Origin of the sequence: Amycolatopsis ultiminotia (genome assembly GCF_039536925.1) — a bacterium.
Taxonomy (GTDB): domain Bacteria; phylum Actinomycetota; class Actinomycetes; order Mycobacteriales; family Pseudonocardiaceae; genus Amycolatopsis; species Amycolatopsis ultiminotia.
The window spans coordinates 635,246-651,406 of record NZ_BAAAZN010000001.1; the positions used below are offsets into that span (position 1 = coordinate 635,246).

Here is a 16,161-nt window from a genome sequence, read left to right on the forward strand (position 1 = left end):
CGGGCCTTTCGTTGCAGGTCAGCGCGTCGGTGCCGGTTCGGCCGCGCGCAGCGCGGCGGCGTGCCGGACGAGCTTGCCGTTGGCGGTGCGGGGCAGTGCCGGGAGCACGTGCGCCAGTTTGGGGAGCTTGAATGCGGCCAGCCGGTCCCGGCACCACCGCAGAATTTCCACTGTGGACGGTCCGCCGGGGGAAACCGCCACGTACGCCTCGATCGTGCCGGTGTGCACGACGACCGCCTCGGTGATCCCGGGATGCGCGCGCAGCACGTCCTCCACTTCGAGGAGATCGACCTTGAGCCCGCCGACGACCACGAGGGAATCGCCACGGCCGAGCAGTGTCACCGTGCCGTCGGCGGCGATTTCGGCCCGGTCGCGGGTGCGCAGCCAGCCTCCGGCGTACCGGTCGTCGCCGGAACCGTGCAGGTACGGCGAACCGTCGGGCAGGTGCACCTCCAGTTCGCCGCCGGCGATGCGCACTTCGACCCCGGGCGCGGGCGGACCCACCGACGGGCGGTGCGTCGGCGCCGTGTCCATTGCGATCACGCCCGTCTCGGTCGTGCCGTACGACTCGCCGATCCCGACCCCGAACCGCTCCCGGAACGCGTCGGAGACCTCCGGAGCCATCAGTTCGCCGCCGGACACCGCCACGCGCAGCGCAGGCAGCGGTGGTGCGGTACCGGCGGTGGCCACGAGCTCGTAATGGAACGGCGTGCCGAACAACGCGGCGACCTGGTTTTCCGCTGCGGCGGAAAGGATGTCACGAGCCGACACGCGCGGTGTGAACACTAGGGTCACCCCTGCCGCCAGCGAGTGCAGCAGTCCGGCGATCAGGCCGAAGCTGTGTGCGGTGGAACTGAGCAGCAGCACGCGTTCGCCCCGCACCGACATGCCGGGGATCGCGGCGAACCGGCGCAGTTCCGCGGCAATCGACTCCGGGGTCCGGCCGATCACCTTGGGCACGCCGGTCGATCCGGAGCTGAACTGGACGAGCCGGTGCGCACTGCCTGCCGGCTCACCGCCGGGGTACCGGGTGGTGATCAGCTCGTAGCGTTCCCGGAAGCCGAGGACCGATCTGCCCGCGGTGCCCCCGCGCACCATGAACTGCGGACGGCACAGCCGGCGCAGCGTGTCGACCTCCGTTGCGGTGAGCCGGTGGTCGACCAGCAGCACCTGGGCACCGAGCCGCCACAGCGCGAGCAGCGCCTCCACTTGCGTGCAGCTGGGCGGGATCTGCAGCAGCACGGTCGATCCCTCGCCGATGTCACAGGCGCGGAACACCGCGGCTTCGTCGGCGGAGGCGGCGTCGAGTGCGGCTCGGGACACCGAATCCCGGGCATGCACCAGGTACGGCAGGTCGCCGGGATGTCCGGCGAACAGGTCGTCGACCAGTTCGCCCATCAGTGTCGTGGCCATCAGGTCTCCTTGCAGAACTCGCCGATGGGGATGCCGACGTGCCGCTGGTCGGTGGCCAGGTAGCCGAGCAGCTCGTCGCCGAGCCGGAGTTCCGTGACGTTGCGGACCTTGCCGCCGGGACCGAGCACCCGCACGTGCCAGTCGTCCTGCACGGTCAGGCTGACGACCGTGCCGTCCCCGGCGTGCGCGGTGATGATCAGCAGCGGCCGCGACTCCAGCTTCGCCCGCCCGACGATGACGCGGCGCGTGGCACCCTCGGCGTTCACCGCGAGCACCGTGCCGCCGGAACGCAGTTCACTGAGGTAGCTGGTGTGGTTGTCCGGGCCGAGCACGTAGGAGTGCAGTGCACCCGCGTTGACCCGGAACGGCCGGGTCGGCATATACGGCAGCGGGTGGGTTTCGCTGCAGCACAAGAGGAAACCGTTCGAATAGGAACCGACGAGGATGCCCTCGTCCGCTGCGAAGTGCGAGCACGTGTCGACGCAGACGCGGTCGCCGAGGCCGAGGTGCTCGATCCCGTCCACGGTCAGCGTGGTCAGCTCCAGCGCGGGTGATCCGGCCGCCAGCAGCCGGGCGAGCGCGAACACCTCGGTCGCGGAGCCGGGGGCGAGCAGCACGCCCTCGGAACCGCGTTCGAGCACGTCCAGCACGATCCCGGCTTCCTCCAGATCGGCGCAGACGGTCACCAGCCTGCCCTGGGACCGGTCGGCGGCGGCGAGCACGATCTCCAGCGGGATCTTGGTCGGATCGGCGAACCGCACCACCGTGTAAGGCAGCGCGACCGCGGCGGCACACGCCAGCTGGAGCGTCCGGTCGTCACGCACGTCCACCCATCCGGCAGTGGTGCCGTCCTCGTCCGGTGGCAGCCGGTCCAGCCCGGCCCGGTCGGTGATCGCGGTGACGGTGATCTGCTCGGGCACACGTTCGGCCGTGGCCTGCTCTCCCGGTACGAACACCCCGGCGATGGTCGGCGGCAGTGCGGCGAGCACGTCTGCGTCGTCGGAGAGCACCCCGGCCAGCCTGCTGTGGATTGCCGCGTCGACCACCGCCGCGCGCTGGTCGGCGGGAGTGCTCCGGACATCGATCCAGGCGAATTTCACGCGGCACCACTCCGGAGGGTCGGATAGGGGGCGGGATTCGGGGTTCCGCCGGCGAGCGCGGGCGGATGGACCACCTGCGAGAGCAGGGAAACGGTCTTGGCGGGCTCGGGTGCGGAAAAGACCCGGCGGCCGACCGCGAGACCGCGGCAGCCGGCGGCCATCAGTGCCGCGCCGTAGCCGGTGAGGTCGGTGCCGTCCGGCGGTCCGCCCGCGGCCAGCACCGGGACGGGGCAGCTGTCCACCACCTCGGCCATGTCCTCCGGCGCGAGCGTGACCGATGTCTTGATCAGATCGGCGCCCAGATCGGCAGCGATGTTGACGGTGTGCGCGAGCAGCGCGGGATCGTGCGGATCGGTGATCCGCGGTCCGCGCGGGTAGATCATGACCAGCAGCGGCATGTTCCACGCTTCGCAGGAACCCGCCACCACGCCGAGGTCGCCCAGTTGCTGCGGTTCGGTGTCCGAGCCGACGTTCACGTGCACGCTGACCGCGTCCGCACCGAGCCGCACGGCATCCGCGACGTCGCCGACCAGTACCTTGGCATGTGCGTCCGCGGCGAGCGAAGTACCCGCGCTCAGGTGGACGATCACCGCGCATTGCCGCAGCAGCGCGGGGTTCAGCGCCCGTGCCCGGCCCTTGTGCACGACCACGGCGTCGGCCCCGCCGCGGACCACACCGGCGACCAGATCGTCCCACCGGTGCTGCGGTACCACCGGACCGTCGGAGACGCTGTGGTCCAGCGGGATGAACAGGTACCGGCCGTCCTCGGGCCGGGAAAGCCGGCGCAGCCGGAACGCCTTTCCCACATTACTCATCTGAGCTGCACATTTCCGCTCCAGTTGCACCACAGGGAACTTGCGGTCTCGTTCCCAGGGTGGCGCACCGCGGTGCCGGCCGACCATTCGCAGTCACCGATAACTCGGTGGTTATGCCGGTGCTCTGAGATTTTCTTGATTTTTCCGGGCTAACTTGGGCGAACGTCCTGAGCCGAATCGTTTTCCCCCGGGGGTCCGCCAGTGCCGATGCAGTCGCCGCCTGCCACGCTCGTGGTCGCCTACCACGGCGGTCGCGGACACACCGCCGCACTCGCCGCCGCGGTCGTGACCGGCGCGGAAACCGTGCCGGACGTCGAGGTCCGCGAAGTACGGGTGGACGAGATGACCGTGGCGCAGTGGCGGAATCTGGACGAATCCACCGCAATAGTCTTCGGCGCGCCAACCTACATGGGCACCGCGTCGGCCGCATTCCACACATTCGCCGAAGCCAGCAGCAGACGGCAGTTCGTCCGCCGTTGGCAGGACAAGCTCGCCGCCGGTTTCACGAACTCCGGAGCCAAAGCCGGGGACAAGTCCGGCACCCTCGGCTATTTCGCGACACTGGCCGCACAACACGGAATGACCTGGATCAACCTCGGTTTGCCCGCGGGCTGGAACAAGTCCTCCGGCAGCGAATTCGACGTCAACCGGCTCGGGTTCTTCGCCGGTGCGGCCGCACAGTCCAATGTGGATGAAGGACCGGCGGCCGTGCACCAGGCGGATCTGGCCACCGCGCAGCATCTGGGACGGCGGGTGGGCGAACACGCGCGTGTGGTGGTGGCGGGCCGACAGGCACTCGCGGTGCGGGAAGAGCTCACGCGGTGACGACCACGCGGCCGGGCCCGTCCGCCACCGTCGCCGCCCGGCCGCGCTCGGCGGTGGCCGTCGCGGTGGCCGCGCAGATGCTGGTCCTGCTGGACAACACGATCGTCAACATCGCGGTCGAGACACTGGCCGATCCGGTCCGTGGCCTCGGTGCGAGCGCCGCCGAGCTGACCTGGGCGGTGAGCTCGTACTCCCTGGTGTTCGCCGCGGTCGTGTTGTTCGGCGGGGCGCTGACCGACCGGATCGGCGCACGGCCGGCGCTGCTCTGCGGGCTGCTCGTGCTGGCGGTGTCGTCCACGGTCGCCGCCTTCTCCGGTACCGCCTCCGAACTCGTTGCGGCGCGGTGCTTCATGGGCGTCGGCGGCGCACTGGTCACGCCGGCGACCCTGGCCGTGGTCGTCCGGTGCAGCACCCCGGCCGGCCGGTCGCGCGCGATCGCCGTATGGGCGTCGTCCGGCGGCATCGCCGTCGCGCTGGGCCCGGTGCTGGGAGGTGTCCTGCTGGCCCGGTTCTGGTGGGGTTCGGTCTTCCTGGTCAACCTGCCCGTCGCGGTGGCCTGCCTGATCGGCGCCGTGCTTCTCGTGCCGCGGCGGGCAGGTCACCGACAGCGCGCGTTCGACCCACTCGGCCTGGTGCTGTCCGGGACCGGGCTGGCCGCGATCGTGTACGGCCTCGTCGAGGGCGGCTCGAACGCAGGGTGGGGCCGCGCCGAGGTGCTGACAACGTTGTCGGCCGGGGTGCTGCTCCTCCTCGTTTTCGTGCTGCAGCAACGGTTCTCCGCGAAACCCAGCCTCGACGTGCGGCTGTTCGCGGTCGCCGGGTTCGCCGGCGGCAGTTCGGTACTGCTGCTGGCATTCCTGTGTTTGTCCGGCCAGTTGTACTACTGCGCCTTCTACCTGCAGGGCGTGCGCGGATTGTCCACGGTGGCCGCCGGTGCGGTGATGCTGGCCGCGGCGGCCGGGATCATCCCCGGCAACCAGCTGTCCCCGTTCCTGGTCCGCCGCTTCGGTGCCCGCCGGACGGTCGCGGTCGCGTTGGCCGGAACCGGGGCGAGCTACGCGGCGTATCTGCTGTTCGACGCGACGACGAACCTGACCTGGTTCGTACTGATGCTGCTGGTACAGGGACTGGGCATCGGCGTGCTGCTGCCGGCGCTGACCGAACAGATGATGGCGGCACTGCCGGGGCCGATGCTCGGGGCGGGTGCCGCGGTCAACTCGGTGACCCGGCCGCTGGGCAGCACGCTGGGCGTGGCCGTGCTCGGCTCGATACTGGCCGGTGCTTACCGGCACGGCGTTTCCGCGGTTCCCGGTCTGGCGCCGCAGCAGCGGGATCGCTTCGCGCAATCCATCGCAGGAGCCAGATCGGCCGCAACGGCACTCGGCCGTCCGGACCTGGCCGCCGCGGCCGACGACGCCTACCTGCACGCCATGGCGGTCGCCGCGGGGTGGACCGCGCTGCTCACGGTGGCCGGCGTCGTGCTCGTCCTGATCGCTTTCCCGACCCGTCAGTCTCGTCAGTGAGGTAGAGGTGGATCTCGGACTGCACCATCTGCGGATCGTCCTCGCGGTCGCCGAGGCAGGCGCCATCAGCCGCGCGGCGTCCCGGCTCAAGGTCGCCCAGCCGGGGCTGACCGCCCAGCTGCGCCGCATCGAACGCGGATTCGGTGCGCCCTTGTTCGAACGCAATCGCGACGGGGTCGCGCCCACCGAACTGGGCAGGCACGTGATTCTGCGGGCCGAGGAACTGGTCCGCGGCTTCGCCGAGCTGATGTCCACCGCGAAGCTCCTCGTGCCGGACGGGCCGGAGAAATCGGAGCTGCGGCTCGGCGGCGTGGACAACCCGTGGGTACCGGTGATCGCCACCGCGGTGCGCCGGTTGCTGCCCGATCGTGAGCAGATCACCTACATCGAGGCGGCCCCCGCGACGATCGTGGAGATGCTCGGCGACGGGAAACTCGACATCGCGGTGCTCACCGACTATCCGGATGTGCCCTCGGCCAACCGGGCCGGGTTCGAGGGCCGGGTGCTGGGCGTGGAGCCGATGGTGATCGGCGTCGGTGCCGCGCACCGGTTCGCCGACCGGGACACGATCGAACTGGCCGATCTCGCCGACGAGGACTGGGTCGCGCCACCGGACGTGGCCTCCGGACTGCGGCTGAGCCTGCGTCTTGCCTGCGAGCGAGCCGGTTTTTCGCCGCGGTTCCGGCACTTCGGCGCGGACCGGGCGACCGCGGAGGCGATCGTCGCCTCCAGCCACGCGGTGACCGTGCCGCACCGGAGCACGGCGCGGGGAATGGACGTGCGGCTGGTGCGGCTGGCGGGCGAGCCGCTGTGGTCGCGGACCACGGTGGTCTGGCCCGCGACATCCCCGGTGGCCGGGGTCGCCGACGCGCTCGATCCGGAGCGGCCGGCCGGCTGCGAGGACTTCGGCCGGGACGAAATCGCGGTACCGCAACGGAGGCGTCCGGCGACCGAACCGGTGGCCAGGCGGTGACCGATTCCGGACGCACGTCGACGCAACAGGGGGGAACGGATTCCCCCGGCGGCGGGCCCGGCGACGGAAACAGCCGGGCCCTGCGCACCGGAGCAGGTGCGACGTGCACCGCATTCCGGGGACAACCTGCTCAGTCCCGCGCCCAGTTCGCCGCGGTGATCAGGAGACTGCGCGGAGCACACCGAGGGCCCGGTAGACGGCGGTGGTGTAGGCCGCGGCTCGTGGCGAGCCGAGGATGTCGGGGCCCATGTTGTTCATGACATAGGAAATCGTGACGTGCCGGTCCAGATCCATGATCGCCATCGAGCCGCCCCATCCGCCCCAGAACGCGATGCGGCCTTCCGGGATCCAGCCGACCGTGCGCGGGTCGGGCAGTGCGTATCCGATACCCCAGCGCAGATGCAGTCCGTTGACGAGGTCGGTGCCGTCGGACTGCTCGTCGAAGATCCGCTCGATCGTGGCGGGCCGGAGGAGGCGTCCGTGCGAGGAGGCGCCCGAACGGGCGATCGGGGCGAGGATTTCCGCGATCGACAGCGCGTTCCCGTGTCCGTTGGCCGCACCCAGTTCGGCTGCGCGCCAGGCCGGGGTGTTGGCGGCGTCCGCGCCGAAGGAGGGGCCGGTGAACGTTTTGTACGCGACGCTGTCGTGCTCGAGCACCGAGGGATCGAAGGCGGCTGCCGGCGTGACGACGTCGGCAACCCGGCCGAGGTCGCCGGCCCGCAGCCCGAACTGGAAATCGGCGCCGAGCGGGGCGACGATCTGCCGGTGCACGAACTCGCCCAGCGACCGGCCGGTGATCCGGTGGACCAGTTCCCCGACCAGGTGGCCGTAGTTCAGCACGTGGTAACCGGACGCCGAACCGGGCCGCCACCACGGCGGTTGCGCGGCCATCCGGTCGGCGGCCGCGCGCACGTCGTAGAGGTCCTCGAGCCGCGCCGGATGGGCCAGGCCGGACACGCCCGAGGTGTGCGAGAGCAGCTGCCGTACTTCGACGTTTTCCTTGCCCTGTGCGGAGAACTCGGGCCAGTAGCGGGCGACCGGCGCGTGCACGTCGAGTTCGCCTGCGTCGACGAGCAGCAGCGCGGCCAGACTGGTCACGGTCTTCGTGATCGACCACACGTTGGTGATCGTGTCGCGCTGCCAGGGCAGGGTGCGCGCCGCGTCGCGATGCCCGCCCCACAGGTCCACCACCTGCGCACCGTCGACGTCGACGACCAGTGACAGGCCCACTTCCGTGCCCTGGCGCAGTTCTTCGGCCACGGCGTCCCGGACGGGTTCGAAGGAGGGGTGGACGGTTCCGTTCGGTTCGGTCATCTGCCCAGTCTCGAACCTTGACACAGGTGTCAAGGTCAAGCGGTACGGTGGTGCGGTGCGGATCGGAGAACTGGCCGCCCGAGCGGGCGTCTCGACGCGGCAGGTGCGCTTCTACGAAGCGAAGGGCCTGATCACCTCGACCCGCCTGCGCAACAATTACCGCGACTACGACGGAACCGCGTTGGGCCGTGTCCAGCAGATCCGGGAACTGCTGGACGCCGGCCTTTCGACACAGGTGATCCGCGCGGTCCTGCCGTGTCTGGAATCCCCGCGCGACCCGATCGTCTTCGAAGGCGTCACGACGGAAACGGTCACCGCACTCGAATGCGAGCGCGACCGTCTGACCGGCCGGATCGGCATCCTGACCCGCAACCGAGACGCGGTAGCCGGTTACCTCACCGAACTGCAACAGCGCGCGAACGGGCCGGCCACGAACCGAGGAGCGGATCGGCGGTCGCCGTGAAGGCCAGGCGGCCGCCCGGAACCGGGGTGCTCGGCGGACCGCCGGCGCCGGGCCGGGCCTGGCGTTGCTGGGTAGGGTGAGGCGGGAGAGCGGGGTCACGACCGAGGGGTGGTTTCGTGCCGGGTAGCCGGAGGCTGACGTGTTGATGTCCGTGCCGCGGGGGTTTGTCGATCGGGAGCAGGAGCGGGCGGGTGTGCTGGCCGACGTGGAGTCGGTGCGTTCGGCCGGTGACCACGGCGTGTTCGTTTTCCAGGGCATCGCGGGAGTGGGCAAGACCGCACTGATGCTGTGGTGTGTGCAGCAGCTTGCGCCTTCGTTCGACCTGGTCCTGGATGCCTCGATGGGAGCGTCGGCGGAGGTCCGCACGGTCGAGGAGGTTCTCGAGCTGTTCCTGCTCCGGCTCGGCGTGCAGGCAGTGCCGCCGTCGAGGGAGGGCAAGCTGGCGGTGTACCGGGCGCAGACCGCGGGCCGGGACGTCCTTCTGGTCCTCGACGACGTGGACTCGGCCGAATCCCTGGAGGAGCTGCTGCCTTCGTCACCGGGGAGTGTCGTGCTCGCGACGAGCCGCCGCCGGCTGGAGGCCTTCGAGCTCGCCGGGTTCACGGTGGTCCCGATCGAGGTCCTGACGACGGATTTCGGCGTCGAGCTGCTCAGCGCGGGTTTGGCGCCGGCAGTGGTGGCAGAGGCCGGTGCGGACCTGGCGGCGATCGCCGAACTGTGCGGGAACCTCCCGCTCGCGTTGACCATCGTCCGGGCGCAGCTGCGGGCCCGGCGGCAGGAGCGGCCTGCCGATCTGCTCGGCAGGCTCCGGTCCGCGGAGAGCCTGCTGGCCGAGTTCGTGGTGGACGAGGAACGGAAGCTCGAGTTCGTGTACGAGACGTCGTACACCTCGTTGGGTGCGCTCGACCAGAAGCTGTACCGCAGGCTGGGGTTGCACCCCGGACGTCAGTTCCCGAGGTGGGCAGCGGCGGCGCTGGTGGACGAGGATGAACGCGACGCGGTCCCCGCTGCGCTGCGGTCGCTGGTGCGCGCGACCCTGATCAGCGAACCGGCCGAGCCGGACCGGGAGACCGCGACGGCGGCCCGGGACCGGTACGACATCCACTCCATCATCCAGCGGCACGCACAGGGCCTTGTCCACGAGCACGAGCATGCGGCGGACGCCCGGAACGCGCGGCGGCGGCTGGCCGAGGCGTACCTGGAGTTCGCGGTCGCGCGTGATCTGGTGCTCTCCGGGCGACTGCGGTTCGGGCCGTTGTTCGGCGGCGCGGTCAGTCCCGCTCACGAGGGCGACGGGGCGTACGCGCGGGCGATGGCCGAGCTGGAGACGGAGCGGGCGAATCTCGGCCGGATCGTCACGATGGCCTCGGAAGCGGGCCTCGCCGAGCTGGTCTGGCAGCTGGCCGAAGCACTGGTGACGTTCCTGTTCCACCGTGGGTATCACGCGGACGCCATCACGGTGTACACCACCGGTCTCGCTGCCGCGGCCACTGTCCGGCGGGACACCGGCGATGCGCGGCCACTGCTGAAGATGCACGCCGAACTCGGCACCGCCCTGTTCGCCGCGCACGCGCACGAGGAAGCCACCGAGCAGTTCGAGCAGGCAGCGCAGCTGGCCGGGGAGCTCGGTGACGATCCCGCCGCACTGGCGACCCTGGCGAAGATGTTCGTCTGGAAAGGACTGGTCCACCGCCGCCTCGGCCGGCTCGATGCGGCGATCACCGCGATGGAACGATCCGCCGCGTTGGTGGCGGACCCGCGGTTCCCGGGCGGGCTGCGAGTGCGCGAGGAACGCCTGCTCGACATGAACAGCGCGCCGATCCTGGCCGGCCTCGGCCGCACGGCCGAGGCCATCGCGGCCGGCGAACGAGCCGTGGCCCACTTCGAGCGGGACGGCGAACGGGGCAACTACGCGAAGTCGGTGGCCAATCTCGGCGAAGTGCTGCTCACGGCGGATCCCGGGCAGCGGGAGCGGGCCGAGTCCCTGCTGCGCGCTGCGCTCGTGCTGGAGGAGCAGCTGGGGATCCTCGATTTCGAGGCCGGCACCCGCGAACTGCTGGGGACGCTGCTCAACGAGCGCGATGCCACGGAGGAGGGGGACCGGTTGCTCGTCCGGGCCGCGGAACTGTACGAGCTGCTGGCGGACCGGCGTGGTGCGGCCCTACGTGCCCGGCTCCGCGCGGCCGGCTGAGCTGAGCCGGACCCGGAGAACGGCTCCGCCCAAGGTGACCGTGACCTCGCCCGGCAAGGGGAGCAGGTCACCTCGTTCCAGCAGGCGTTCGAAGACCACGGCCGCGGCGACTGCGGCTTCGGCGATCGTCACTTCGAGCAGGTGACCGGACCGGGTGGCCACGAGGCTGCCCGGCCGGTGCTCCGCTGCGGCGAGGGTGGCTTGCGGGTGCCGCCGCAGTACCTCGGCGAGGCCGTCGCCGTCTGCCGCCGATCGAGACAGCACCACCGCGGCGCGCCGGCGCAGGTTTTCGTCCGGATGGTCCTCGTGGACGACGAGGATCGAACCGGCGAACTCGGCCGCGTCGGATCGGTCGACGGCGACGTCGGCAGGGAACCGGCGGACGTCGTAGCCGCCGGTGTCCGCGAGCCGTCGGCACAGTACGAGGTCGCTGCGATGACCGGGCGGCTCCAGCGCGGCCACCGCGTCCATCGGGACGACCGGGACGATCGGACCGCCGGCGGGCTCGGCCAGCCGCATATGACGGTAGAAGAGCGTCCTCAGCCGGCCGGCGGATTCACCCGGGCACGAGGTCACCAGTGCGGCGACCGCGTCCAGCGCTCCCGGCCGGTAGCGCTCGAGTGCTCGTTCGATCTGTGCGCGCAGTGGTTCCTGCCGGTTGAGCCGGGGTGCTCTCGCGCCGAGGACTTCGCCGACCGAGCCGGGCGCGACATCGCCATCCGGGAAAGCGGCCAGCAGCACGGGGACGTCGAGGCATGCGCCGTAGGCCGTGGTGGCACCGTGATCCCCGATCACCAGGTCGGACGCCAGCAGCGTGGCCTGCCAGCCTTCCACCGGCGCGGGCAGGAGCATGCCCGCCCGCACGCAGTCCGCGAGCCACGTGTGCACTTGCCACGGCCCGTGTCCGTGCCAGATATTGGGATGCACCAGCGCGGCGACCCGGTACCGGTCACGATCGAGGCAGCCGAGGACCTCCCGGAACAGCGACGGCCAGCTGCCCATGAGGGAACGTTGCCACCAGGTGGTGGAGATGGTCACCAGCGTCTGGTCGGGGGCCACGCCGAGTGCTTCGCGGTACTGCTCGCGCAGGTGCTTGCTGCGCACCATCCGGTCGTAGGCGGGATCGCCTGCGACGACCGCCGTGCCCGCTGCCGCCGGGGTGAGCGCTTCCAGCCGCTCGAGTTCGGTGTCGTGCGCCAGCACCAGCGAGGACGCGATCGGCCTGCCGTCGTAGAGCAGCCATTCCGGCGACAACCCGAACACGGTCCGGTTTCCGGTTTCCGGTTTCCGGTTTCCGGTTTCCGGTTTCCGGTTTCCGGTTTCCGGTTTCCGGTTTCCGGTTTCCGGTTTCCGGTTTCCGGGTGATTGTTTAGTGTATCCCACGCCGTGCGGAAGAATGACGAGAGGTGCGGTGATTTCGGTGAGCCCGCCGTGATTGGCGGCGATCACCAGATCGAAGTCGGTGTCGATCGCCTGCGACCACGGGATGACGATCACACCGAGGTGGTCGAGGTACTGGTGCAGACCGTGGGAGAACGGGTCGGAGCCGTTCCAGCTGAAGACGAGCTGGATCCGGGTGTCGGAGTCGAAGACCGGCAGTACGTCGAGAAGCCGGAGCAGGGCGGTGACGTGGTGGGCGACCACCAGGACCCGGCGTTCGGGGTGGATGGTCGTCCAGTGCGGTGCCTGCAGGCCGATCGGGACCTTGACCGGGGGCACGGAGGGCACGGGACTCCCTTGGCTGAGGCTGGGCGCGGTGGTGCCCAGCCACCGTAACCGATCGTCCGGGTTCGGGAGCGGGAGCCACGGAGCCGTGCCGGAGAGGAAGGTGCGGATCGCGGCGGTGTGGTCGTAGTTCCGCAGGGCCAGCTGCCGTGCCCGGTGCCGCAGGGCGAACCGCTGGTCGCGGCGCAGGCCGAGGGCCCGGCGGATGGCCGCGGCCAGCGATCGCGGTGACCCGGCACGGCTGGTGAACCCGATCTTCTCCTCGATCACCTGGCCGGCCAGGCCCTGGCTGGTGGTGGTGATCACGGGTCCGGCGCCTGCCGCGAAGGCCTCCATCGGCACGCGGCCGAACGGCTCCGCGTGCGATGGCACGACCGTCGCGACGAGCCGGCGCTGCCGCAGGAGATCGGTGACCCCGGGGGTGAACCGGGTGAGCAGGCGAACCGCCGGGCCGAGGGCGCGTGCCTTGTGCAGCAGGGTTTCCTGATACCGCGTCGGTGCGCTGCTTTCGCTGGTGGCGGCGACCACCAGATGCGGCAGTGCGTGCTCGGTGCGGAGCAGGATCTGCCAGGCGTCGAGGAGGTCGTCGAATCCCTTGTACGGTTCGGCGCGGCCCATGGCGAAGACGAACTCCGGTTCCGCGGTGCCGGAGTCCACCGGGGCGAGAACGGGGGAGTCGAGTCGTGACCAGTCGGCCGGTGTGAGGCCGTCCGGCAAGGACAGCATCGTTTCGCGGGGAATTCCGTAGGCCTCGTGGAGGTGGTCGGCCATGAAGCCGGAAATGGCGCCGATCCGTGCTCCGCCGGCGACTGCGGCGAGCAGGCCGGTGCGTTCCCATGCGACGCGGGGCCGATCCAGCGGCGCGTGGATCAGCGCGCTCGAGCGGGGAATGAGCACCAGGTCGCGGAGCACGGCGGAGGGCAGTGTGTTCCCGAGCCCCAGGAACGGTGCGTCGAACGCGAGCACCAGCAACGGTTCTGACGATGCGCGAAGTCCGTGCAGCTGTTCGGCTGTGCTGGTCACCAGCCGTTCGAAATGCGGCAGGCCGCCCCAGCGATCACGACCGCCCGTCCCGTTGTCGACCGGCAGGATCTCCGCGCGCCGGAGCACCGCACTCGCGCGGCGGTGCCAGTCCGGGTGGTGCTCCGGACTGTGCTGGTCGAGCAACAGCGGCAGAACGACCAGACGCACTTCTTCCGGCACCAGCGATACCAGCGTTTCGAGGAAACCGTAGTTCGCGTAGCCGGCGCCGGTGCCGCAACCGTAGAACCCATCGTGGATGGCGACCGCGATGGTCGGCCGGCGGGTCACGCCTTCGGCAGCGTAGTGGCCGCGGTGGTCACCGCGTTCGCCAGTGCCTGGCGGGTCAGGCCGAGTGCGGTGCCGAGGTCGGCGCCGGTGAAGTCGGCATCGGTGAGGTCCGCATCCGTCAGATCGGCCCGGTCGAGTTTCGCGCCCCGCAACACCGCGCGCCGGAGGTTCGCGCCGCGCAGGTCGGCCCCGGAGAGGTCGGCGTCGCGCAGTGTGGCGTCGAAGAAGCTCGCGCCCGCCGCGGAGATGTTCGTCATGACCGCGGAGGTGAGCTTCGCAGTGTCCAGCGTGGCTCCGGCGAGCCGCGCCGCATCCAGGTCGGCGCCGGTGAGATCGGTCGCGGTGAGCACGGCGTCCCGCAGATCCGAACCGGACAACTTCGCGGAAGCCAGGATCGACTCCGCACCGAAGTGCGCACCGCGGAGCACGGCTTCGCGGAGGTCGGCGCCTGGCAGGTGGACACCGGTCAGATCCAGCGGATCGGCGTCCTCCCGGCGAGGCCGTTCGCGCAGTACGTCCACCGCTGCGATGACGTCCGCTTCGGCCCGCTGCCCGTCGTCCGGATGCGAGGTTCGCTGCCGCAGGAGGTCGCACACCGAGCGCAGTACCGGTCGGCGATCGCGTTCGGAATCGGTCATCAGCCGGAACAGCGTCCGCAGCGCGTTCGCGCGGATGAGCGGATCCTCCGAGGCCAGCCTGCCCCATGCGGCGTCGAACCGGTCGATCAGGTGCTTGTCCTCCTCCAGCCGCTGCTTGTCGCGGTCGAGGAAGTACCGGCGGGCGCCGAAGCCCGCGCCGACGATGCCGCCGACGACGGTCAGCCCGGTGAGCAGCGTCGAGCGAGCGTTGTTCACCGCGGTCAGCCACTCCACCCGGGTCAAGCCCTCGCCCGGCGGCCCGACCGCCCACTCCGACACCGGCACGCCCACGAACCACACGACTGCACCCAGTACCACGGCCATCAGGACACCGGTGGCCAGCGCGCCCCACTTATCAGACGTCATGTGGCCATTTCACTACACCCGGTCATACCCGGATGCTCGGGTGGCGGTCGCGAACGTCGCTTGCCTTCTCCAGCAGGGAAGCGAGGTGCAGCACCGTCGATTCGGCCAGCCACTTGCCGGCCAGCTGCACCCCGATCGGAAGCCCGCCGCGGCTGGTGCCGAACCTGATCGACAGTGCCGGGAGACCGGTCACGTTGAACGGGACGGTGGCGCTTTGGATGTGCTCAGCGGGCATCGGCCTGCCGTTGACGGTCAATGTGGACAGACCGTGTGCGTGCGCGGGAACCGGCAGTACCGGGCAGAGCAGCGCGTCGTAGCGCCGGAAGTATCCGGCGAATCCGTCCTTGAGCCGCTCCGCCGCCTGCTCCGCGCGGATGAAGTCCGCCGGTGGCGTATCCGGCGTTGCCAGCATTGCTTGGGCTATCGTGAAGATTTCGTCTTCGTGGCCTTCGGTCGCTTCGGCGAAAGCGGGCTTGAGTTCCATCACGTGCAAGCGGTTGAAGACCTCGAGCGCGTTGTCCTGCTCCAGTGCCGCGATCCGCACCGGCTCCACCTGACAGCCGGAACGCTGCAGCGCCTCGGCCGCTGCCTGCACGGTGGCGGCGACTTCGGAGTCGATCGGCCCGAAGCCGGGCTCGACCAGCCAGCCCACCCGGAGCGGGCGATCGGGCGAGGCGCCCGTTCCGGTGTCGATCCGCGCGGGAACGGTGGCGAATCCGTCCGCACCGTCCGGCCCTTCGAGCAGTGCGTAGGCCAAGGCGATGTCGCGGACGCTGCGCGCCATCGGGCCGACGTGCCAGAAGCGGCGCGGTACCCGCGGCCACAGTCCGGTCATCGGAATGCGCCCGTGGGTGGCTTTGAGCGCCACGATGCCGGTGTGCGCAGCCGGGCCGCGCACCGAGATGGCGAGGTCGCTGCCGAGCCCGAGCGGCGACATGCCCGCGGCGATCGCCGCCGATTCGCCGCCGCTCGATCCGCCCGGAGTGCGATCCGGATCCCACGGATTGTTCGTCCTGCCGGTGAGCAGGTTGTCGGTTTCGGTGGAGTAGGAGAATTCCGGGAGATTGGTTTTTGCCAGCAGGATCGCCCCGGCGTTCTTCAGCCGTTCGACGCTGACCGCATCCGTCTCCGGAATGCGGCCCTTGAAGATCGGCGAGCCGCGCTGGGTCAGCACCCCGGCGGTATCGATCGAATCCTTCGCGGTGAACGGCACCCCGTGCAGCGGACCGACTTCGGCACCCGCCGTCAGCGCCGCTTCCGCCGCGTGCGCGGCTTCGAGCGCGTCGTCGGCAACTGTGACGATCGCGTTCACCGCCGGGTCGACGCGGTCAATGCGGTCGAGGTGCGCCTGCACCACCTCGACCGGTGAGACCGCGCGTGTGCGGATCAGCTCGGCCAGTTCGGTCGCGTCGGAATAGTGGATCTCGGAGCTCATGAGCAGAGCATGGCAAGTGCTACGGTCTGCGGACAAGCACCAAATCAGCAGAGACCGTCTGCAGATCTG

General features: G+C 70.4%; 12 protein-coding genes. 5 read left to right on the forward strand and 7 right to left on the reverse strand.

Translation table 11 applies throughout. From position 1 onward, the window contains the following. Positions 1-18: 18 nt before the first annotated feature. The 3 genes from ABD793_RS02935 to ABD793_RS02945 are packed head-to-tail and all read right to left on the reverse strand — an operon-like array spanning position 19 to position 3,328. The gene (locus tag ABD793_RS02935; protein WP_344854959.1) at positions 19-1,413 is read right to left on the reverse strand and encodes a class I adenylate-forming enzyme family protein; all 1,395 of its coding nucleotides are present in this window, start codon (positions 1,411-1,413) and stop codon (positions 19-21) included. Beyond that, a complete protein-coding gene (locus ABD793_RS02940; protein ID WP_344854961.1) occupies positions 1,413-2,513 on the reverse strand; it encodes a 3-dehydroquinate synthase II family protein in 1,101 nt (366 codons plus the stop codon). Before ABD793_RS02940 ends, ABD793_RS02935 begins: the two co-directional genes overlap by 1 nt. Further along, positions 2,510-3,328, reverse strand: coding sequence for a 2-amino-3,7-dideoxy-D-threo-hept-6-ulosonate synthase (locus tag ABD793_RS02945; RefSeq protein ID WP_344854963.1), 819 nt, complete (start codon positions 3,326-3,328; stop codon positions 2,510-2,512). The genes ABD793_RS02940 and ABD793_RS02945 overlap by 4 nt, the downstream gene beginning before the upstream one ends. A gap of 207 nt (positions 3,329-3,535) precedes the next feature. Between ABD793_RS02945 and ABD793_RS02950 the strand changes: the two genes are divergently transcribed. From ABD793_RS02950 to ABD793_RS02960, 3 genes are read left to right on the forward strand one after another with little or no spacing between them, the layout of a single operon-like run. After that, complete coding sequence (locus ABD793_RS02950; RefSeq protein ID WP_344855762.1) at positions 3,536-4,153, forward strand: flavodoxin family protein; 618 nt, start codon at positions 3,536-3,538, stop codon at positions 4,151-4,153. Further along, positions 4,150-5,676 (forward strand): MFS transporter, encoded by a 1,527-nt coding sequence (locus ABD793_RS02955; protein WP_344854965.1) that lies wholly within the window; start codon positions 4,150-4,152, stop codon positions 5,674-5,676. Before ABD793_RS02950 ends, ABD793_RS02955 begins: the two co-directional genes overlap by 4 nt. Positions 5,677-5,683: 7 nt before the next feature. Then, positions 5,684-6,649: a LysR family transcriptional regulator gene (locus ABD793_RS02960; protein ID WP_344854967.1), complete on the forward strand. Its 966-nt coding sequence runs from the start codon at positions 5,684-5,686 to the stop codon at positions 6,647-6,649. Positions 6,650-6,808: 159 nt separating this feature from the next. Here ABD793_RS02960 and ABD793_RS02965 read toward each other — a convergent pair whose 3' ends face one another. Next, positions 6,809-7,963 carry a serine hydrolase domain-containing protein gene (locus ABD793_RS02965; protein WP_344854969.1) on the reverse strand — a complete coding sequence of 385 codons (1,155 nt, stop codon included), beginning with the start codon at positions 7,961-7,963 and terminating at the stop codon, positions 6,809-6,811. A gap of 55 nt (positions 7,964-8,018) precedes the next feature. Here ABD793_RS02965 and ABD793_RS02970 point away from each other — a divergent pair, with 55 nt between their 5' ends. Continuing rightward, positions 8,019-8,426 carry a MerR family transcriptional regulator gene (locus tag ABD793_RS02970; RefSeq protein ID WP_344854971.1) on the forward strand — a complete coding sequence of 136 codons (408 nt, stop codon included), beginning with the start codon at positions 8,019-8,021 and terminating at the stop codon, positions 8,424-8,426. Between the two features lie 145 nt (positions 8,427-8,571). Then, complete coding sequence (locus tag ABD793_RS02975; protein WP_344854973.1) at positions 8,572-10,617, forward strand: NB-ARC domain-containing protein; 2,046 nt, start codon at positions 8,572-8,574, stop codon at positions 10,615-10,617. Here the strand turns inward: ABD793_RS02975 and ABD793_RS02980 are convergent. The 3 genes from ABD793_RS02980 to ABD793_RS02990 are packed head-to-tail and all read right to left on the reverse strand — an operon-like array spanning position 10,588 to position 16,092. Further along, the gene (locus ABD793_RS02980; RefSeq protein WP_344854975.1) at positions 10,588-13,653 is read right to left on the reverse strand and encodes a glycosyltransferase; all 3,066 of its coding nucleotides are present in this window, start codon (positions 13,651-13,653) and stop codon (positions 10,588-10,590) included. The two genes, ABD793_RS02975 and ABD793_RS02980, sit on opposite strands and share 30 nt — an antisense overlap. Continuing rightward, entirely contained in the window at positions 13,650-14,657 is a 1,008-nt protein-coding gene (locus tag ABD793_RS02985; RefSeq protein WP_344854977.1) for a pentapeptide repeat-containing protein, read from the reverse strand. Before ABD793_RS02985 ends, ABD793_RS02980 begins: the two co-directional genes overlap by 4 nt. A 22-nt stretch (positions 14,658-14,679) precedes the next feature. After that, positions 14,680-16,092, reverse strand: a complete 1,413-nt coding sequence (locus ABD793_RS02990) for an amidase (protein WP_344854979.1) — start codon at positions 16,090-16,092, stop codon at positions 14,680-14,682. Between the last annotated feature and the right edge of the window lie 69 nt (positions 16,093-16,161).